General features: G+C 63.5%; 18 protein-coding genes. 15 read left to right on the top strand and 3 right to left on the bottom strand.

The genetic code is table 11. From position 1 onward, the window contains the following. The first annotated feature begins 61 nt into the window (after positions 1-61). Both KMZ29_RS18410 and KMZ29_RS18415 read left to right on the top strand, forming a co-directional pair. A complete protein-coding gene (locus KMZ29_RS18410) occupies positions 62-679 on the top strand; it encodes a hypothetical protein (RefSeq protein ID WP_215620553.1) in 618 nt (205 codons plus the stop codon). Between the two features lie 299 nt (positions 680-978). Then, complete coding sequence (locus tag KMZ29_RS18415) at positions 979-1,440, top strand: hypothetical protein (RefSeq protein ID WP_215620554.1); 462 nt, start codon at positions 979-981, stop codon at positions 1,438-1,440. Positions 1,441-2,348: 908 nt separating this feature from the next. On the opposite strand, the gene KMZ29_RS18420 is transcribed toward KMZ29_RS18415, so the two are convergent. The 3 genes from KMZ29_RS18420 to KMZ29_RS18430 all read right to left on the bottom strand — a co-directional run bounded on the left by KMZ29_RS18420 (position 2,349) and on the right by KMZ29_RS18430 (position 6,819). Beyond that, on the bottom strand, positions 2,349-3,752 hold the full coding sequence (locus KMZ29_RS18420) for a M20/M25/M40 family metallo-hydrolase (protein ID WP_215620555.1): 1,404 nt from the start codon (positions 3,750-3,752) through the stop codon (positions 2,349-2,351). A 118-nt stretch (positions 3,753-3,870) separates the two neighbouring features. Continuing rightward, the gene (locus KMZ29_RS18425) at positions 3,871-5,190 is read right to left on the bottom strand and encodes a glycosyltransferase family 87 protein (RefSeq protein WP_249779729.1); all 1,320 of its coding nucleotides are present in this window, start codon (positions 5,188-5,190) and stop codon (positions 3,871-3,873) included. Between the two features lie 48 nt (positions 5,191-5,238). Further along, a complete protein-coding gene (locus KMZ29_RS18430) occupies positions 5,239-6,819 on the bottom strand; it encodes a helicase HerA-like domain-containing protein (RefSeq protein ID WP_215620556.1) in 1,581 nt (526 codons plus the stop codon). Positions 6,820-7,177: 358 nt separating this feature from the next. On the opposite strand from KMZ29_RS18430, the gene KMZ29_RS18435 reads away from it, so the two are divergent. The 13 genes from KMZ29_RS18435 (at position 7,178) to meaB (ending at position 19,433) form a co-directional block, all read left to right on the top strand. Then, positions 7,178-7,543, top strand: a complete 366-nt coding sequence (locus KMZ29_RS18435) for a DUF2267 domain-containing protein (RefSeq protein ID WP_215620557.1) — start codon at positions 7,178-7,180, stop codon at positions 7,541-7,543. 22 nt (positions 7,544-7,565) lie between these two features. Further along, positions 7,566-7,973, top strand: a complete 408-nt coding sequence (locus KMZ29_RS18440) for a DUF4332 domain-containing protein (RefSeq protein WP_215620558.1) — start codon at positions 7,566-7,568, stop codon at positions 7,971-7,973. A gap of 83 nt (positions 7,974-8,056) precedes the next feature. Then, positions 8,057-8,914, top strand: a complete 858-nt coding sequence (gene folP / locus KMZ29_RS18445; RefSeq protein ID WP_215620559.1) for a dihydropteroate synthase — start codon at positions 8,057-8,059, stop codon at positions 8,912-8,914. Continuing rightward, entirely contained in the window at positions 8,911-9,291 is a 381-nt protein-coding gene (gene folB, locus KMZ29_RS18450; RefSeq protein ID WP_215620560.1) for a dihydroneopterin aldolase, read from the top strand. Before folP ends, folB begins: the two co-directional genes overlap by 4 nt. After that, complete coding sequence (folK, locus tag KMZ29_RS18455; protein ID WP_215620561.1) at positions 9,284-9,775, top strand: 2-amino-4-hydroxy-6-hydroxymethyldihydropteridine diphosphokinase; 492 nt, start codon at positions 9,284-9,286, stop codon at positions 9,773-9,775. The genes folB and folK overlap by 8 nt, the downstream gene beginning before the upstream one ends. A 105-nt stretch (positions 9,776-9,880) precedes the next feature. Continuing rightward, a complete protein-coding gene (locus KMZ29_RS18460) occupies positions 9,881-11,752 on the top strand; it encodes a methylmalonyl-CoA mutase family protein (protein ID WP_215620562.1) in 1,872 nt (623 codons plus the stop codon). Then, entirely contained in the window at positions 11,749-12,213 is a 465-nt protein-coding gene (locus tag KMZ29_RS18465; protein WP_215620563.1) for a GFA family protein, read from the top strand. The genes KMZ29_RS18460 and KMZ29_RS18465 overlap by 4 nt, the downstream gene beginning before the upstream one ends. Before the next feature lie 42 nt (positions 12,214-12,255). Next, a complete protein-coding gene (scpA, locus tag KMZ29_RS18470) occupies positions 12,256-14,412 on the top strand; it encodes a methylmalonyl-CoA mutase (protein ID WP_215620564.1) in 2,157 nt (718 codons plus the stop codon). A gap of 71 nt (positions 14,413-14,483) precedes the next feature. Next, positions 14,484-15,245: an RsiV family protein gene (locus tag KMZ29_RS18475; protein WP_215624328.1), complete on the top strand. Its 762-nt coding sequence runs from the start codon at positions 14,484-14,486 to the stop codon at positions 15,243-15,245. A gap of 101 nt (positions 15,246-15,346) precedes the next feature. After that, positions 15,347-16,339, top strand: coding sequence for a tripartite tricarboxylate transporter substrate binding protein (locus KMZ29_RS18480; protein WP_215620565.1), 993 nt, complete (start codon positions 15,347-15,349; stop codon positions 16,337-16,339). 45 nt (positions 16,340-16,384) lie between these two features. Then, a complete protein-coding gene (locus KMZ29_RS18485) occupies positions 16,385-16,870 on the top strand; it encodes a tripartite tricarboxylate transporter TctB family protein (RefSeq protein WP_215620566.1) in 486 nt (161 codons plus the stop codon). Positions 16,871-16,873: 3 nt separating this feature from the next. Next, entirely contained in the window at positions 16,874-18,388 is a 1,515-nt protein-coding gene (locus KMZ29_RS18490) for a tripartite tricarboxylate transporter permease (RefSeq protein ID WP_215620567.1), read from the top strand. Positions 18,389-18,440: 52 nt separating this feature from the next. Continuing rightward, positions 18,441-19,433, top strand: coding sequence for a methylmalonyl Co-A mutase-associated GTPase MeaB (meaB, locus tag KMZ29_RS18495; protein ID WP_215620568.1), 993 nt, complete (start codon positions 18,441-18,443; stop codon positions 19,431-19,433). Position 19,434: the final 1 nt, after the last annotated feature.

Genomic DNA, 19,434 nt, shown 5'->3' on the forward strand with positions numbered 1-19,434 from the left:
GTTTGCGCTTGGGACGCTATTCCGACTTGCCGGAAGTCATGCCTTATTGGGGGGCGAAAGCATGGCGAGTGAAGGGGACACGCTGGCTTTCAGGCAGGCGCTGATGAAGCTAGCTTTCGAAACAGATGACGAAAAGTCTAGATGGCCGTGGGTCGCCCTTGCTGTGGTGATCGCGTTCGTCGTTGCTGCTTGGATTTCCTTCCCTAACGAAATCATTTCGTTCCTGAAGGAAGGCAAGGAATTGCTTGCCAGTAAGGAAGGCAGCGGCAAGCCTGGGCAAGAGAGCAAGAACAGCATGTGTAACGGGTTTATCGTTGTGAACTGCTCCGCTGAGCCAAAAATTGTTCAAGGCAACCCGCCGGAAAAAACTGCGCAGGCTCCTCTGGAGGCGGAAAACAAGATTGCGCCGCCGTTGCAGTACGCGCCTGTGGTCGCTCAAAGCCAGCCAGGTCGATCATCTCCGCAACCTTCCAAGGTCAGGAAGCCCGAGGCGAAGAACGCACTGGCAGAGTCTGATGCCCCTTTGTATCGCTATATTGGCCCAAAAGATGATCTGACATTGCTCGGAATTGATCGCTTCAAGCCTTCGGTAAACTTATGCGCGTTGAAGAAACATGTGACTTGCTACATGCCGCCCGGCTTCGGCAGGGAGTCAATCGTGCGGGAGCAGGAGGACTAACTTCCCTTTTGATGTCGTCACTGTAGCACTCGTCTCTCAATCCTAGCACTTCGGTGACAGTGCACTTTATTTGCCTTTCCCCAGCGAGCTTCCACGCTGGAATTTCGGGAATTTCGGTGACCGTGCAGTCCAGTACACTCAATTTCGATTCGACCAGTCAATTGAACGCGCTGTCACCGTATTCCAATCGAAGGAAGCACAAAGCGCCGGTTCTTCTCGGTGCTGCATCAGGGGGCGATTAAATCGCCGGTGGATGCGGTGAGAGCAGCTGTTGTGGCAGAGCAACGACGGGAGCTAGGATGACGATGCTAGTCAATGCATATTATTGGTCGCAAATCGCTCTAGCTATTATAGCGGCTGTGGCCGCAATTGCCGCTTACGTGCAGATTCAGACGTTCAAGCGATTTGAATTAATGAAGATGTTAGAAACGCCTCATGTAAAGGCGGCGCGCCAAGCCCTCTTTCTGGCAAGTCGAAAGCATCCAGGCGAGAAATGGTGGAACACGGACGATCCAGCATTCGATAAAGAGTTAGAGCAAGCGGCGGCGACCATAGCCGGCTCATTTGACATAGTCGGAATAGTTGCCAAAGGCGCCAATCGTCGATTCTTCCGAAGCCATTGGGGCCATAGCATTCGCTGGACCCATAAGGCTTTGGAAGGGTTTCTGATGGACCGCCGAACCCAGGCCGGGGGAAATCCAGGAGCCTTTTCAGGGTTTGAAGGACTGTATGCGGAAGCCACCCGTCTCCGCCCAAATTAGGACACTACCCCCCCAGCCACGAGAATTGAAAGTTCTCGAATTCCGGTGTGGTATTTTTTCCAACAATCTCTGCACTACGAATCCAAACGCCGCCCAATTCCGGGCGGCGTTTCTTGTTCGGCAGTTCGCCGCCTCCTGGCCGATTTGCGAAAATCGCCAACTGCTTCGCCGCGCGCGCATGCGAAATCTCACGACCGAGTGCGACAAATCAACCCGACGGGCAAGATTCCGCTTAACCCGTCGGGCAAATCATCACTATAGCTCCGCGCGTCTCACCCGATGAGAGGGGCGGATCGCGATCGTCACGAACGCGCGGTGGGATGCGGTGGACGCGGAAGTTGCGACTGACGAGCGCAACTCGAGCGGACGGTGAAGACGTGTGGTCCTGACGCCCCGACGCTGGTGTCAAGTTCGCGGGAAGCAAAACTTCCCGCGGATGACGGTGGCAAGAAAGCCCGGTCACCGGGGAGAGCTCGGAGTAAGCCGTAAAACCATTGCGCAGGGAAGGCCGGATTGCCTCCGCTGAACCTATATGCTCGTGTGCGTTTTTCCCAATAACAATTGCACACGGAACCGCGGGTGCAGCGCGCACCCGGTCTTCCCTGCGCCCTCTTCCTTCAGAGGGTGGCCATCGACGCAAAGCTCGGACGCATCGCGCCGCGACAATGCGGACGCACGCCCTGTCGCTGTTTGACAATTGAATCGGAACTCACCCGCGTCGTCCCGGACAAGTGAGCGCAAGCGAACGCCGATCCGGGACCCATACGCCGCGGCTTCGCGGTGAAGCTCCGGTGTGAGACGGCATCTTCAACATCATTCGCCGGTGGCTATGGGTCCCTTGCTTTCGCAGGGACGACGCGGAAAGATCGCGGTGCCACAGCGAAGCTCACCCATCCTGCACGGCTGCTTTACCGCGGCGCGTCCGCCAACGCCGCGAGAATCCGCGCCCACGAACGGATGCCCTTGTGGAAGCTCTTGAGGTCGTATTTCTCGTTCGGCGAATGGATGTTGTCGTCGTCGAGGCCGAAGCCGACCAGCACCGTGTCGAGACCGAGCGTGCGCTTGAAATCCGCGACGATCGGGATCGACGCGCCCGAACCGATCAAGAGCGCTTCCTTGCCCCACTCGTCGGTCAATGCGCGCTTGGCGGCGGCCAGCGGCTTCATGTTCCAGTCGAGCGCGATCGCCGGCGCATTGGAATGGTCGATGAATTCCGCCTTGCAGTCGCCCGGCAGCCGCGCGGCCACGTAATCGCGGAACGCCTGGCGTATCCTGTCGGGCTGTTGCCCCTCCACCAGCCGGAAGGAAACCTTGGCGGAGGCTTCCGCCGCAATCACCGTCTTCGAACCCTCCCCCGTGTAGCCGCCGATGATGCCGTTGATGTCGCAGGTCGGGCGCGACGAGACCTGTTCGATCAGCAGGCGATCCTTCTCGCCGGCGGGAATCGAAAGACCGATCGGCTTGAGGAAGGAATCCGGCGTCAGGTTCAGATTCTTCCATTGCGCCAGAATGTCCGGCGGCAGGTCCTTCACGCCGTCGTAGAAGCCGGGGATGGTGATGCGGCCATTGTCGTCATGCAGGCCGCCGAGAATGCGCGTGAGCACCCGGATCGGATTTTGCGCGCCGCCGCCGAAGATGCCGGAATGCAAATCGCGATTGGCGGCCTTGATCCGCACCTCGTCGTAGACGAGTCCGCGCAGCGACGTGGTGATCGCCGGCGTATTCGGATCCCACATGCCGGTGTCGCACACCAGTGCGAAGTCGGCCTCGAGGTCCGCCTTGTTCTGCTCAAGAAACGGCACGAAATTCTTCGATCCGATTTCCTCTTCGCCCTCGATGACGATGGTGATGTCGACCGGCAGCGCACCCGTCACCGACTTCCAGGCCCGGCAGGCTTCGATGAAGGTCATCAACTGCCCCTTGTCGTCCTCCGCGCCGCGCGCGACGATGATCTTGCGCCCGTCGGCATGGTCGGTAACCACGGGCTCGAACGGCGGACGATGCCAGAGATTGAGCGGATCGACCGGTTGTACGTCGTAGTGGCCGTAGAACAGCACATGCGGCCGTCCCTTGCCGCCATTGGCTTTGGCGACGATGGCGGGGTGACCGGCGGTCGGCCTGACCTCGGTCGCAAAACCGAGCGTCGCGATATCCCTGGCGAGGTGATCGGCGGCCGCCTTGCAGTCTCCGGCATGGGCGGGATCGGCCGAGATCGACTTGATCCGCAGCAGGGCAAACAGCCGCTCGAGGCTGTTGTCGAAATCGGCATCGATGCGATCAAGGACCGGTTGAAGTTGCGCCGCGTTGGACATTGCGATCTTTCCCTGGGTTACGGCATGATCCCGAAAAGTGGAAACCGGTTTTCGGAAAGGATCATGCCCGACTAAGAAGGTAAGCGACGGGTCTGATTCAGCGAAGCTGGATCAGACCCTAGCGGGGTTGCAGTGGCGTGTCAGGTTGTAGCTTGCCGGCGTCCGGAGACAAGACGCCGGCTGCGGCATCCGGAGGCGGATGAAGGATATGCCAGACCAATCCGCCCGTTATCACGGCGGCGGCCGCGAGGTTGTTGCCCCAGGCCTGCAGGTCGTTCGGAAAGACCGGAAACGACAGGCACATCAGGCCTCCCGCGAACGCCAGGGCGGCCCACGTGCCCGCCCGCACGGCGGTGCGGGAATCATAGGCCGCCCGATGGATCAGGACGGTGATCGGAAAGAACAGCCACATGAAATAATACTGCCGGGCCAGCGGCGAGGCTACCGTCATCAGGCAGAACAGGATGCCGAGTTCTTCCGCATTCGACCGCCGGGTCACGCGCGAGGCCGCCGGCATCACCGCGAGGTAGCCGACCCCGATCAGAAACGATATCGCGAGCACGATCCAGTTGGCGGTCTTGAAGCTGAGATCGGCCAGATTCATGGTGCGCGGCGGCTTGCTCGGATCATCCTGGTTATAGTTCACCGGCCGCGTCAGACGATGCGTCACCGCGATGATGGATTGGTTGACCCAAGACCAGTTTTGCTCGTCGCGCTGGCCGAACCCTTTCTCGGAGCTCGACCCGACCATTCCCCGGTACCACGTCTTCAACTCGGAGACGTTGTGCTGGTAGCCGCGGAACGGCGCCGGGAGCACGAATAGCAACACGCCCAGGAACACGACCATGCTCGCGGCGGTCGCCCATTGCCTGCGCCAGATCAGATAGGGAAACACCGCCACCGGGAAGACCTTGATGGCGGAGGCCAGTGCAAACATGCTGCCGGCCATCCAGGGGCGTTCATGCTGCAGCAGCCAGAACCCGAACAGCATCATGGCGAGCAGAACGAGGTTCGGTTGTCCGAGATCGAACATGTCGAACACGAAGGTAATGGTGACGAAGCCCGGCAGCGCGAACAGCCACGGACCGGGGATCCGGCCGGAGCCCGCCATCGCGTGCGAGAATTGAGCCGTCATCCACCATGCCACCGCGTTGAAAAGCGACAGGCACAGATAGAGCGGTATCTTGCCGAAATAACTGGGGATCGCGAGCAGGACCGCCGACAGCGGCGGATAGATGAAATCGAAAGTGGTGTCGGGATTGCTGGGATAGAGGTCCTTGCCCCCCAGCACCTGCTGCCCGGCCCAGAACCACAGCGGATAGTCCTTGGTCTTGCCGTTGCCCCAGATTTCCGGAACCAGAACGTCGGCCGTCAGCGCGATGACGCAGACCAGAAACAGAATATCGAGCGGCGCTCGCAACGACGGATATCTCAGCACACTCGGCTTTCCGGAAAATCAGAGGGAGATCACGTCGCGCTTCGAATCTTACCGCCGCAGCAACCCGCCAAGCGCGCCGCGCACCAGCGCGCGGCCGACCGAACTGCCCATCGCCCCGCCAAGGGATTTTCCGACACTGGCCGCGACGTTACCGGCCACCTGATTGGTGACTGTCCGCGTGACGCTTCGCGCGATGACCTGACCGGTCGACAGTTTTCCCCGCTTGACGTTGGTGCCGAAGATCGTTCCGACGATGGCGCCGATCTGCGCCAGAACTCCTCCACCGCCTCCGCCGCCGGCCGGGCCGTCCGCAGGCGCCGCGGTTCCGGCCACGCGCTTCTGCAGCATCTCGGAGGCAGATTCGGAATCGACTGTCGTGTCGTATTTGCCTTTCACCGGGCTCTTGCTCATGATCGCCTTGCGTTCCTCCGGCGTGATCGGTCCGATCCGCCCCGCCGGCGGCCGGACCATGACACGCTCGACCATCGCAGGCGTGCCATTGCCCTCCAGGAACGACACCAGCGCCTCGCCCTTGCCCAGTTCCGTGATGACCTTGGTGGTGTCGAGTTTCGGATTGGGCCGGAATGTCTGCGCGGCCGCCGCCACCGCCTTCTGATCGCGCGGGGTAAAGGCCCGCAGCGCGTGCTGCACCCGGTTGCCAAGCTGGGCGAGCACCTTGTCCGGCACATCGATCGGGTTTTGCGTGACGAAGTAAACCCCGACACCCTTCGAGCGGATCAGCCGCACCACCTGCTCGATCTTGTCCATCAAGGCTTTTGGCGCATCGTTGAACAAGAGGTGCGCCTCGTCGAAGAAGAACACCAGTTTGGGCTTCGGCGGGTCGCCGACCTCCGGCAGCTCCTCGAACAGCTCCGACAGCATCCACAACAGAAAGGTCGCGTACAGCCGGGGGCTCTCCATCAACCTGTCCGCCACCAGAATGTTGACCATGCCCCGGCCGTCGCTGTCGGTCTTCATGAAATCCTTCAGCGCCAGCGCCGGTTCGCCGAAGAACTTGGCACCGCCCTGATTTTCCAGCACCAGAAGCTGGCGCTGGATGGTTCCGACGGTCTGCTTGGAGACGTTTCCGTATTGCGTGGTCAGGTCGGCGGCATGTTCCGCGACGAACGACAGGATCGCCCGCAGATCCTTCATGTCCAGCAGCAGCAGTCCCTGCTCGTCGGCCACCCTGAAGGCGATGTTCAGCACGCCTTCCTGGACGTCGTTGAGATCCATCATGCGGGAGAGCAGCAGCGGCCCCATTTCCGAGACCGTGGCGCGCACCGGATGCCCCTGCTCGCCGAACACGTCCCAAAACACCGTCGAAAACTGGTCGGGCTGGAATGCCAGCCCCATCGCGGTCGCCCGTTTGAGGATGAAATCCTTCGCCTCGCCGACTTCCGCGATGCCCGAAAGGTCCCCCTTGATGTCGGCGGCAAACACCGGAACACCTGCACGCGCAAATCCCTCGGCCATCACCTGCAGCGAGACGGTTTTGCCGGTTCCGGTAGCGCCGGTGACGAGACCATGGCGGTTTGCAAGCCCGAGCGTCAGCCAGGCCGGCTGCTCACCCCTCCCGATGAAGATCTTCTCGCCTGTATCGGCCATCTTGTTCTCGGACGTAGCCATTGCATCGCCTCTTCGCGCGCCTACCCAGGGGTCTCAGTCGCCAGACGCCTTATCATACTGCATCTTGCAAGCCGATTGAAACCGGTCAACGCCGCCCAGGGGACCCGAAGCCCGGCTCGTCGACTTTGGATCGACCGGCCTCGTTCGATCGATCGACGAAAGTTGCAGTGAGGCTGCTTGACCCGCGACAAATCTCCGCAGATTCCACGCCTGCTCTTGCAATGCTGCAACACTCGCGGCGCGATCGAGGACGAAAATTACTTTCGAATGCGGCGATCGCTTGTAATTCGTGCAGCAGAAGATCAAGATAAATTCACAAGCAAGGATCCGGCAAACAACGGGTCGAAGGCGGGGCAATATGGACGAACTGATTGGGCAGCTGGCTGCAAAGGCCGGCATCGATGAAGCCGTAGCTGAAAAAACCATCGGCATCATCCTGGGTTTCCTCCGCAACGAGGGTCCTTCCGACAAAGTCCAGGCCTTGATCGACAAGATTCCCGGCGCGGAAGCCGTGATCGCAGCCACGAGCAACAGCGGCGGTCTTGCGAGGTTGATGGGCGGCGGTCTGATGGCGCTGGGAACCAAGCTGATGGGGCTTGGTTTGGGCATGGGCGAGATTCAGAGCATCGCGCGTGAACTTTTCAAGTTTGGCCGCGACAAAATCGGAGCGGATCAGATGGGCGAGATCATCGCAGGGACGCCGGGCCTCAGTCAGTTCGCTTAAAGCACCTTTTTGATCGAGTAGCATGACATACCCCATCTCCGAGATTGACGGCCTGCCAGCCTTCGCCGCTTCGAAACTCAAATCGCTTGGCATTCGCACCACCGACGGGTTCCTCGAGGCCGCCCGCACCGTAAAAGGGCGCAAGGCGCTCGCGGCCAAGACCGGCATCAGCGAGCAGCTGCTGCTCGAATGGGCCAATGTCTCCGACTACATGCGGATTCCCGGCATGGGCAAGGCCAAGGTCGGGCTGGTGCGCGCCGCCGGTGTCACTACGGTCCGCGAGCTCGCGCTCCGCAACCCGGCGCGCCTGGCGCAGAACATGAAAGAAGTGAATACCAGGCGCAAACTCGTCCGGGTCTTGCCGTCGGAAAAGTCGGTCGAGCAGCTGATTGAGAAGGCTCGCAAGCTTCAGCCCAAGATCACTTACTAATCATTTATCAAGCCGCTGCAGAGGCGGCCCGGACGGCGCCCCCGCATCTTGACTCCCATGCGCGGACCGCGCAAAGCGACCGCATGATCGCGACCACGTCCAGAACCGCTCCGGCGGCCACCCCGGCAGATCATCCGGTGCTTCGGGCGCTGTTGTCCCGGCCGTATCCAGCCGTGATGGGCGTCCTGAACGTGACGCCGGATTCATTTTCCGACGGCGGGCAGTTTATCGCGCCGGAGGCCGCGCTGGCGCAGGCTCGCCGCATGATCGCCGAGGGCGCCGACATCATCGATATCGGCGCGGAATCCACCCGGCCCTATGGCGCGAAAGCCATCTCCGCCGACGAAGAACTGAAGCGTCTGACGCCTGTTCTGACCGAGGTGGTTTCCCTCGGCGTTCCCGTTTCCATCGACAGCATGAAATCGGCCGTGGTCGCCTGGGCACTCGATGCAGGTGCATCGATCGCCAACGACATCTGGGGCCTGCAACGCGATCCCGAGATGGCGAGGCTGCTGGCGGCACGCCATTCGCCCGTCATCGTCATGCACAACCGCGATCGGGTCGATGCCGACATCGACATCATGAAGGATATTGCAGCCTTCTTCGCGCGCTCGCTGGAGATCGCCGACAAAGCCGGCATATCACGTGAAGATATCGTGCTCGACCCCGGCATCGGCTTTGGCAAGACCCCCGAACAGAGCATCACGGCGCTGGCCCGGCTCGACGAACTCCACGTCTTCGGCCTGCCGTTATTGGTCGGCGCCTCGCGCAAGCGCTTCATCAGCACGGTAGTGCCGTCGGAGCCGCATCAGCGCCTGGGCGGTTCGATCGCAGCGCATCTCATTGCAGCAAAGGCCGGGGCCAGGATCATCCGGGCGCACGATGTGTCGGAAACCGTACAGGCGCTGCGGGTGGCGGCAGCGATTTGGGATAGGCAATGACCGATACGATCTTCATCACCGGCATCGTCATCCATGCCCGGCACGGGGTGATGGAACATGAGACCGAGGTTGGGCAGCGTTTCGTCATCGATCTCGAACTCTCGATCGATCTTGCGGAATCCTCGCGCACCGATCGCCTCGCCGACACCGTGTCCTATTCCAATGTGGTTGCGACCGCGACCGCGGCTTTCAAGAACGCCAATTACAAACTGCTGGAACGGGCGGCCGGCGCCGTGGCCGAAGCTGTCCTGGCGGCATTTCCGAGGGTGAGCGCGATCAAGGTCACCGTTCACAAGCCGCACGCCCCGATCGCCGCGATCTTCGAGGATGTCGGCGTGGTCCTGACGCGGACGCGGCAAGCGCCGTCGCATGGCTGACGCCCTGATCGCGCTCGGCGGCAATGTCGGCGACGTCCGCGCGACATTCCAAAAGGCGATCGCCAATATCTGCGGCATGACGCAAGCAGCATTGCTGGCGCGCTCCTCCGACTACGCCACCCCGCCCTGGGGCGATGAGCAGCAGGCGCGCTTCATCAACGCCTGCATCGAAATCGAGACCAGCCTCGATCCCCATGCGCTGCTGTTCACGCTGCACAAGATCGAACAAAAATTCGGCCGCGATCGCGCCCGGGAGAAGCGCTGGGGTCCGCGCACCCTCGACCTCGATCTGATCGCCTATGACGACGTCTCGATCCAGAAACCGGAACTGACGCTGCCGCACCCCCGGCTGTTCGAACGGGCTTTCGTGCTGGTGCCGCTTGCGGAGATTGCGCCCGACCGTCTCATTGCGGGACGCAGCGTTGCTGCGGCGCTGGCACAGCTATCAACCGAGGGGATCGAGCGGTTGCCCGCCCTTGCCTGACCGAAATCAGCTGCTTAAACCCCGAAAACAACCGTTTGGCTTGGCGGCCGCCACGTGGCAATTTCCGGCCAAACAACAGAACGGCTCCAGGGAGCGACCTGCCGGATGACATCTGTAAATGACGACCTGCGGCTGGCGGCGGATTTCGCGCCGGCAACCTATGACGACTGGCGCAAGCTGGTCGACGGCGTGCTGAAAGGCGCGCCGTTCGAGAGACTGGTCGGCAAGACCTCGGATGGCCTGAAGATCGAGCCGATCTATCAGCGCACGCGCGCCGCCGCGCCGGTCGCAGGGCGGCCCGCGGCCGCGCCGTGGCAGATCATGCAGCGGATCGACCATCCCGATGCGGGAAGCGCCAACGCGCAGGCGCTGCACGACCTTGAGAACGGCGCCAACGGACTGACCCTGGTATTCGCTGGCGCCAACGGCGCCCATGGTTTCGGGCTCGATCCCTCGGCGGAAGCGGTCGAGAAAGTCCTGGACGGCGTGTTCATCGACGCCGGCATTTCGATCGAGCTGCAGATCGGTCCGCAGTCGCGGACGGCCGCGATCCATGTCGCGGAATATGTCAAGCGCAAGGGCCTCAATCCCGCCGCCTGCGATATCCGTTTCGGGCTCGACCCGATCGGCGGCTGCGCGGTCTGGGGATCCAGCTCCTATGCCTGGCCCGAGATCGTTGCCGCGGTCACCGGCGCGATCAAAGGCCTCGCGGCCATGGGATTCAAGGGCCCGTTCGCCGCAGCCGACGGGCGGGTGATCCATGACGCCGGTGGATCGGAAGTGCAGGAGCTGGCCTTCGTGCTGGCAGCCGGCGTCGCCTATCTGCGCGCCATCGAGAGCGCCGGGATTGGGCTCGAGGATACGCAAGCCATGGTCTATGCGCGGCTTGCCGCCGATGCCGATCAGTTCCTGACATTGGCAAAGTTCCGCGCGCTGCGTCTGCTGTGGGCGCGGATCGAACAAGCCTGCGGCCTCACGCCAAAACCGCTGTTCATTGCCGCCGACACCGCATGGCGGATGCTGACCCAGCGCGATGCTTACGTGAACATGCTGCGCGCGACGATGGCGACGTTCTCGGCTGGGCTCGGCGGCGCCAACGGTATCAATGTGCTGCCGCATACGCTGGCGCTGGGATTGCCCGACCCGTTCGCGCGCCGCGTGGCGCGCAACACCCAGCTGGTGCTGCTGGAGGAATCCAATCTCGCCAAGGTGTCCGATCCCGCCGCCGGTTCCGGCGGCATTGAAACCCTAACGCGCGAGCTTTGCGAAGCGGCCTGGTCATTGTTCCAGGAGATCGAGAAAGCCGGCGGCGTGTTCGCTGCCCTCGAACAAAACCTGATCCAGCGCAAGGTCGCGGCGACGCGGACGGCGCGCGAGGCCAACATTGCCAGGCGCAAGGAAGTGCTGACCGGCGCCACCGAATTTCCGAACCTGCATGAGGCGCAGGTCGCGGTGCTCGATGCCAGGCCCGTTGCGCTCGCGCCCTATGGCGAAGAAAAATACAAGTTCGATCCGCTGCCGCCGATGCGGCTTGCCGAACCCTTCGAACGCCTGCGCGACCGCTCGGATCAGCTTCTGAAGAATTCCGGCGCGCGGCCGAAGGTGTTCCTGGCCAATCTCGGCACGCCCGCCGACTTCACCGCGCGCGCCACTTTTGCCAAGAGTTTCTTCGAGACCGGCGGCATCGAAGCGGTCGATACCGAAGGGTTCACCGATCCAGCGGCGCTGGCCAAGGCGTTCAAGACGTCAGGTGCGGCGCTGGTGTGCCTGTGCTCGTCGGACAAGGTCTATGCCGCACAGGCGGCCGCCGCCGCCAACGCCCTTCAACCCGCGGGCGCGAAGCATATCTATCTGGCGGGCCGGCCCGGCGACCAGGAAGCCGCCCTTCGTGGCGCGGGTGTTAGCGAATTCATTTTCGCCGGTGGCGACGCGCTGGCGGCGCTGCAGCAGGCCTGGCAACGAGTGGAGCGAGCATGACTTCGGCCGCAAAAACCGTTCTGACCGGCGGCTGCCAATGCGGCGCAATCCGCTTTGCGCTGTCGGCGCCGCCGAAGAAGATCAGCATCTGCCATTGCCGGATGTGCCAGAAGGCTTCGGGCGCGCCGTTCGCCTCATTCGCCGACATCGATCACGCCGATTTCGCCTGGACCCGCGGCAAGCCCGCTGCATTCCGCTCCTCCTCTATCGCCGAGCGCGATTTCTGCCGCGATTGCGGCACGCCGCTGAGCTTTCGCCGCATCGACGGCCCCAGGATCGAGATCATGACCGGAACGTTCGATCGCCCGGACATGGTGATCCCGACCCAGCAGTTCGGAACCGAATCCCGGCTCGGCTGGGTGGTGGGTATCGCCAACCTGCCGAGCCAGACTACGCTGCAGAACTACGGTGCGGAGAAGCTGCATAGCATCGTCAGCTACCAGCATCCGGACCACGATTGACAGTGGCGACCCCTGCGGTTGCCTGTGCTATAATGGAAGCCGATGAGCCGCATACCGAACTTTGCGAATATCGCCTTTGAGAAAACCGCCCCCGCCCAGCCCGCCGGCGGCGCCGAGCCGTGGCTGACGCCCGAGGGCATCCTGGTCAAGCCGGGCTATGGCGAGGCCGACCTGGAAGGCATCGACTTCCTCGAGACCTGGCCCGGCATCGCGCCCTATCTGCGCGGTCCCTACCCCACGATGTATGTCAACCAGCCATGGACCATCAGGCAATATGCCGGCTTCTCCACGGCGGAAGATTCCAACGCGTTCTATCGCCGCAACCTCGCCGCCGGGCAAAAGGGCCTCTCGGTCGCCTTCGATCTCGCCACCCACCGCGGCTACGACTCCGATCACCCGCGGGTGTCCGGCGATGTCGGCATGGCCGGCGTCGCGATCGATTCGATCTACGACATGCGCACGCTGTTCTCAGGGATCCCGCTCGACCAGATGAGCGTGTCGATGACCATGAACGGCGCGGTGCTGCCGATCCTGGCGCTGTTCGTGGCGGCCGCCGAGGAACAGGGCGTGCCGCCAGAGAAACTCTCGGGAACCATTCAGAATGACATTCTGAAAGAGTTCATGGTGCGCAACACCTATATCTATCCGCCGGCGCCCTCGATGCGGATCATCTCCGACATCTTTGCCTACACCTCGCAGAAGATGCCGAAATACAACTCCATCTCCATCTCCGGCTATCACATGCAGGAAGCCGGCGCGACGCAGGACCTCGAACTCGCCTATACGCTGGCCGACGGCGTCGAATATCTCCGCGCCGGGCTTGCCGCCGGCCTCGACGTCGACCGCTTCGCACCAAGGCTGTCGTTCTTCTGGGCGATCGGCATGAACTTCTTCATGGAAGTGGCGAAGATGCGCGCAGCGAGGCTGCTGTGGGCCAAGCTGCTGACGCAGTTCAATCCGAAGGACCCGCGCTCGCTGTCGCTGCGCACGCATTGCCAGACTTCGGGCTGGTCGCTGACCGCGCAGGACGTCTACAACAACGTGATGCGCACCACCATCGAGGCGATGGCGGCGACGCAAGGCCATACCCAGTCGCTGCATACCAACGCGCTCGACGAGGCGCTGGCGCTGCCGACCGATTTCTCCGCGCGGATCGCTCGCAACACGCAATTGTTCCTGCAGCAGGAAAGCGGCACCAACCGCATCATCGACCCCTGGGGCGGCTCCTATTATGTCGAACGGCTGACCCGCGATCTCGCGGCGAAGGCCTGGGGCCACATCCAGGAGGTCGAGGCGCTCGGCGGCATGGCGAAGGCGATCGAGGCCGGCGTTCCAAAGCTGCGGATCGAGGAAGCCTCCGCCAAGACGCAGGCGCGGATCGACGCCGGCAAGCAGGCGGTGATCGGCGTCAACAAGTACAAGCCGGTCGAAGAGGCGGCGATCGACGTGCTGAAGGTGGAGAACTCCACCGTGCGGCGCCTGCAGATCGACAAGCTGGCGCGGCTGCGATCCGAGCGCAACCAGAAAGAGGTCGACGAGGCGCTGGCGGCGCTGACCCGCAGCGCCGGTGAAGGCAACGGCAATCTGTTGGCGCTGGCCATCGATGCCGCGCGCGCAAAAGCCACCGTCGGCGAGATTTCCGATGCGATGGAGAAGGTGTTCGGGCGGCACCGCGCCGAAATCAAATCCATCACCGGCGTCTACAAGCGAGAGGCGTCCACCATGTCCAACCGGGTCGAAAAAGTGCAGGCGCTGATCGATGCGTTCGAGGATGCGGAAGGCCGCCGGCCGCGCATCCTGGTCGCCAAGATCGGCCAGGACGGCCACGACCGCGGCCAGAAGGTGATTGCATCGGCGTTCGCCGACGTCGGCTTCGACGTCGATATCGGCCCCTTGTTCGCCACCGCCGAAGAGGCGGCGCGGCAGGCGGTCGAGAACGACGTGCACATTCTCGGCGTGTCGTCGCTGGCGGCCGCCCACCTCACCGCGGTACCGGAACTGAAGGCCGCGCTGAAGAAACAGGGCCGCGAGGACATCATGATCATCGTCGGCGGTGTGGTGCCGCCGCAGGATTACGATGCGCTGTACAAGGCCGGCGCGGAGGCGATCTTCCCGCCCGGCACCGTGATCGCGGATGCCGCCGAAGAGCTGATCCACAAGCTCAACGCACGGCTCGGGCATAGCGAGGCGGCGGAGTAACTTCCGCCGTCGAGCCATATTTCTTCAGAGGATTTCCCTTGCGCGCTGCTGCATTCACGCTTGCCCGCAGGATATGCCTCGCGGTCGCATGCCTGGCTTCGCTCGCTGCAGCTCACGCCGCCGAACCCAAACCCGACGCCTCGATCAAGACCAAAGCGGTCGAGGCCAGCGTCCTGCTCGACGACCAGATCAAGGCCGATCCCGCGCTGGCGGCGGATTGTCTGGCCGAGGGCAGGAAGTGGATCGAGAAGAACGCCGCAGAGGCTGCCGCCTCGCGCAAGCAGGAGCCGCAACTGTTTCGTGACGGCGGCTGGACTTTTGAGCGCAAATATTCCGTGCGCTCCGTAGTCGGCGGGCACTATGTCAGCATCGTCAGGTTCGACTACATGGATACCCGCGGCGCGCATCCCAATTCGGACGTCAACACCATCCTGTGGGACTCCACCGCGCAGAAGCGCATCAGCATCCGGCCGTTCTTCACCGAGACCGCCGATAACGGCCCGACCATGAAGGCGATGCTCAAGGACGTGATCGCTTCTTTGAACGCTGAAAAGAGGAAGCGCGACGCCGCCGATACCGCCACCGCCGAATGGTACAAGGACCTTGCGCCGAAACTGCTCAAGATCGGCGCGGTGACGCTGGCGCCGTCGACCGTATCCGGCAAGAGTTCCGGCCTGACCTTTCATTATCCGCCCTATGCGGTCGGCCCCTATGCCGAAGGCGAATATGTCGCCTTCGTACCGTGGGAAGCCCTGAAGCCCTATTTGTCGGCGGAGGGCACCGCGATTTTCGGCGGTGCGCGGCCCAAGGGCGACGATGACGGCCAGCGCTGACAGGCATTCCCGGCGGACGTCTTGCGACCGCAGCGCAAAGCTGCCTAGAATGCGCGCATCATAAGAGCGCCGGGATTCACCGGCGCCGCGGGGAGAAACACATGCCCAAAATCACGCGCCGCGCCTTTGCCGCTTCAGCCGCCGCTGCCGCGGCAACAGCAGCCTTCGGTTTCAAGCCAGCTCTGGCGCAAGCCTATCCGGCTCGCCCGGTGACCGTGATCGTGCCATGGGGCGCGGGCGGCGGCACCGACGCGACCGCGCGTATCGTAGCGGCGCTGTTGGAAAAAGACCTCGGACAGCCGTTCAACGTGGTCAACCGCACCGGCGGCTCCGGCGTGGTCGGCCATTCGGCGATCGCCACCGCACAGCCCGACGGTTACACCATCGGCATGCTGACGGTGGAAATCTCGATGATGCACTGGCAGGGACTCACCGAATTGGTGCCGAAGAGCTACACGCCGCTGGCGCTGATGAACGAAGACCCGCCCGGCATCCAGGTCGGCTCGACATCGCCCTACAAGACCGTCAAGGAGCTCGCCGACGCCATCAAGGCAGCACCTGTCGGCAAGTTCAAAGCCTCTGGCACCGGCCAGGGCGGCATCTGGCATCTCGCACTGGTCGGCTGGATGCAGGCCATGGGGCTTCCGGCCAATCAGGTTGCCTGGGTGCCGTCGAACGGCGCTGCGCCCGCGATGCAGGATCTCGCGGCGGGCGGTCTCGACCTGACCACCTGCTCGGTGCCGGAAGCGCGCGCGATCATCGAGGCCGGCAAGGCGCGCAGCCTTGCCATCATGGCGCCGGCGCGCAACCCCGCATTCCCCAATGTGCCGACGCTGAAGGAGGCGATGGGCATCGACTATTCGACCGGCGCGTGGCGCGGCATTGCGGGTCCGAAGGGCCTGCCCGCAGATGTCGCGGCCAAGCTCACGGCGTCGCTGAAGAAGGTCTACGACTCCAAGGAGTTCAAGGACTTCATGAGCAATCGCGGCTTCGGAACGGTGTGGGGTGACGCGGCCCAATTCGCAGCCTTCATGGACAAGGGCGACGCCCAGATGGGCCTGGCGATGAAGGCCGCCGGTCTCTCCAAGGCCTGATCCGTCCCGCCGGCTCACTTCCTCGGAAATCCGTGGGGATCGTTCATGCGTCTTCCCGATCGCGTCACGGGATTGTTCCTCGTTGGCCTCGGCGCAGCCGCCGCCTATGGCGGCTGGCTGCTGCCGCCGGTGCCCGGCCAGCCGGTCGGCCCCAACGTGTTCCCGCTGGTGATCGGGAGCGGGCTTGCACTCTGCGGGCTCGCGATCGCGTTCGGCATCGGCCACAGCTTCGAAGAGGAAGAGGAGATCATTCCGATCGAGGGTGGCGAGGCCAAGGCGCCACCCGGCAAGCTCTACGGACTGCGCACCCTGCTGCCGCCGGCGCTGCTGCTGTTCTACGTCGCGGCGGCCGACCGGCTCGGCTTCATCATCACGGCCGCGCTGATCGTCTATGGCACGGCAACCGCGCTCGGCGCCCGGTGGAAGCTTTCGCTGCCGCTCGCCGTGCTGGCGCCGATCGGCATCCATCTGATTTTCAGCAAGCTCTTGCGTGTGCCGCTCCCGATCGGGCTGCTGCCGATGCCGTGGTGATCCATGCTCAACACCCTGATTGAAGCGTTCGGCCTGATTACGACCTGGGAAGTCATCATCGCGATGATGGCGGCGTCGGTCTACGGGCTCGTGATCGGATCGCTGCCCGGCCTGTCCGCCACCATGGCGACCGCCCTGCTGGTCCCGGTCACCTTCTATCTCTCGCCGATCGCCGCGATCGCCACCATCGTGGCGGCGTCCTCGATGGCGATCTTTTCCGGCGACATTCCCGGCGCGCTGCTGCGCATCCCCGGCACGCCCGCCTCCGCAGCCTATGCCGACGAAGCCTACGCCATGACCCGCAAGGGCGAGGCCGAACTCGCGCTCGGCGCCGGCGTATGGTTCTCCGCCGTCGGCGGCATCGCGGGCACGCTCTCGCTGATGATCCTCGCGCCGCCGCTCGCCGAAATCGCGCTGTCGTTCTCGACCTTCGAATATTTCTGGCTGGCGCTGCTCGGCCTGATGTGCGCGACGCTGGTGGCGCGCTCCTCCCCCGTGAAGGCCATCGCCGGCATGTTCATCGGCCTCCTGGTTTCCTGCGTCGGCATCGAAAACCCGGGCGGCGTGCCGCGATTCACGTTTGGCTTCACCGACCTGTTCGGCGGCATCGAGCCGATCCCGGCGCTGGTCGGCGTCTTTGCCGTGGCGCAAGTGATGCGTGCGATGCTCACACCGGAGCCGCCGCCGATCCCCCGACGCAAGTTCGGAAGCATCATGGCGGGCCAGTGGAGGCTCACCAAGAAGTATCAGTGGCAGATGACGCGGGGGAACATCATCGGCATCATCATCGGGGTGCTGCCGGGCGCGGGCGCCGACATGGCGGCTTGGGTGAGCTACGCGATGTCCAAGCGCTTCTCGAAGGAGCCGGAGAAGTTCGGCACCGGCCATGTCGAGGGCCTGGTCGAGGCCGGCGCCAGCAACAATGCCAGCATCGCCTCGGGCTGGGTGCCGTCGCTGTTGTTCGGCATTCCCGGCGACACCATCGCGGCGATCGCGATCGGCGTGCTCTACATGAAGGGGCTCAATCCAGGCCCGACGCTGTTCACCGAGAAAGCGTCGAGCATGTACGCGATCTACCTGATGTTCATCATCGCCAACATCATGATGATCCCGCTCGGCATCGTCATGATCCGGCTGGCGAGCTACGTGCTGCGCGCGCCGCGCTGCAGCGTGATGCCGGTCATCATGCTGTGCTGCGCGGTCGGCTCGTTCGCCATCGGCAACAACATGTTCGGGGTGGTGACGGTCGCGACCTTCGGGGTGATCGGCTACGTCATGGAGGCGAACGGCTATCCGGTGGCCGCGATGGTGCTCGGGATCGTGATGGGCACCATGGTGGAGCAGGCCTTCGTCACCTCGCTGATCAAATCCGACGGCAGCATCCTGCCGTTCTTCGAGCGGCCGATCTCCGCGATCCTCGCCTCGATGGCGATCGGCGCGATGATCTGGCCGGTGCTGGTCTGGCTGTGGCGGCGGTTGAAACGCGAATCACCCGCCCCCGCCACGCCAGCCCGCTGAGCGAGCCCCCGCGCCCTCTCGCATGTCACGCCCGGCCGTTGTAAACGAAGGCATGACCCTGCCGAAACGTGCCTCCCTCGACATCAAAGCATTGGCGAAAGACCTGCGCTCGGGACACCGCGCGGCGCTGGCGCGCGCGATCACGCTGGTCGAAAGCCGGCGCGGCGATCATCAGGCAGCGGCCCGTGATCTGGTGCAGGCGCTGCTGCCCGACACCGGCAAGGCTATCCGGGTCGGCATCACCGGCTCGCCCGGGGTCGGCAAATCCACCACCATCGACGCGCTCGGCATGTTCCTGATCGAACGCGGCCACAAGGTCGCGGTGCTCGCGGTCGACCCCTCCTCCGCGCGCACCGGCGGCTCGATCCTCGGCGACAAGACCCGGATGGCGCGGCTGTCGGCCTCCGATCGCGCCTATATCCGGCCCTCACCTGCCGCCGGCACGCTTGGCGGCGTCGCGGCCAAGACCCGCGAAGCGATGCTGTTGTGCGAGGCCGCGGGCTTCGACGTGGTGCTGGTGGAAACCGTCGGGATCGGCCAGTCCGAGACCGTGGTCTGCGACATGACCGACTTCTTCCTGGCGCTGATGCTGCCGGGCGCCGGCGACGAGCTGCAGGGCATCAAGAAGGGTCTGGTCGAGCTCGCCGACATGATTGCCATCAACAAGGCCGACGGCGACAACATCAAGCGCGCCAATCTTGCCGCGGCAGAGTATCGAGGCGCGCTGCATATCCTCACCCCGCGCTCGGAACACTGGCAGCCGCCAGTCGAGACCTATTCGGCGCTGACCGGGGCGGGCATCGACACCCTGTGGCGGAAGATCCTCGAGCACCGCACCGCGATGAACGCCTCGGGCGAATTCGCCGAACGACGGCGGGAGCAGCAGGTGAAGTGGATGTGGTCGATGCTGGAACAGCGGATGATGGCACGGCTGCGCGCCGATCCGGCGATCCGCAGCAAGGTGAGGAAGATCGAAGCCGAGGTGGCCGACGGCCGCATCGCGCCGGCGCTGGCGGCGGAGCAGATCGCGGACATGCTGGCGTGAC

Source organism: Bradyrhizobium sediminis (assembly GCF_018736085.1).
GTDB classification, from domain to species: Bacteria; Pseudomonadota; Alphaproteobacteria; order Rhizobiales; family Xanthobacteraceae; genus Bradyrhizobium; species Bradyrhizobium sediminis.

Excerpts from the sequence above, each read along its gene's own strand:
- KMZ29_RS18410 (WP_215620553.1), top strand. The coding sequence starts at position 62 with ATGGCGAGTGAAGGGGACACGCTGGCTTTCAGGCAGGCGCTGATGAAG.
- KMZ29_RS18415 (WP_215620554.1), top strand. The coding sequence starts at position 979 with ATGACGATGCTAGTCAATGCATATTATTGGTCGCAAATCGCTCTAGCT.
- KMZ29_RS18420 (WP_215620555.1), bottom strand. The coding sequence starts at position 3,752 with ATGTCCAACGCGGCGCAACTTCAACCGGTCCTTGATCGCATCGATGCC.
- KMZ29_RS18430 (WP_215620556.1), bottom strand. The coding sequence starts at position 6,819 with ATGGCTACGTCCGAGAACAAGATGGCCGATACAGGCGAGAAGATCTTC.
- KMZ29_RS18435 (WP_215620557.1), top strand. The coding sequence starts at position 7,178 with ATGGACGAACTGATTGGGCAGCTGGCTGCAAAGGCCGGCATCGATGAA.
- KMZ29_RS18440 (WP_215620558.1), top strand. The coding sequence starts at position 7,566 with ATGACATACCCCATCTCCGAGATTGACGGCCTGCCAGCCTTCGCCGCT.
- folP (WP_215620559.1), top strand. The coding sequence starts at position 8,057 with ATGATCGCGACCACGTCCAGAACCGCTCCGGCGGCCACCCCGGCAGAT.
- folB (WP_215620560.1), top strand. The coding sequence starts at position 8,911 with ATGACCGATACGATCTTCATCACCGGCATCGTCATCCATGCCCGGCAC.
- folK (WP_215620561.1), top strand. The coding sequence starts at position 9,284 with ATGGCTGACGCCCTGATCGCGCTCGGCGGCAATGTCGGCGACGTCCGC.
- KMZ29_RS18460 (WP_215620562.1), top strand. The coding sequence starts at position 9,881 with ATGACATCTGTAAATGACGACCTGCGGCTGGCGGCGGATTTCGCGCCG.
- KMZ29_RS18465 (WP_215620563.1), top strand. The coding sequence starts at position 11,749 with ATGACTTCGGCCGCAAAAACCGTTCTGACCGGCGGCTGCCAATGCGGC.
- scpA (WP_215620564.1), top strand. The coding sequence starts at position 12,256 with ATGAGCCGCATACCGAACTTTGCGAATATCGCCTTTGAGAAAACCGCC.
- KMZ29_RS18480 (WP_215620565.1), top strand. The coding sequence starts at position 15,347 with ATGCCCAAAATCACGCGCCGCGCCTTTGCCGCTTCAGCCGCCGCTGCC.
- KMZ29_RS18485 (WP_215620566.1), top strand. The coding sequence starts at position 16,385 with ATGCGTCTTCCCGATCGCGTCACGGGATTGTTCCTCGTTGGCCTCGGC.
- KMZ29_RS18490 (WP_215620567.1), top strand. The coding sequence starts at position 16,874 with ATGCTCAACACCCTGATTGAAGCGTTCGGCCTGATTACGACCTGGGAA.
- meaB (WP_215620568.1), top strand. The coding sequence starts at position 18,441 with ATGACCCTGCCGAAACGTGCCTCCCTCGACATCAAAGCATTGGCGAAA.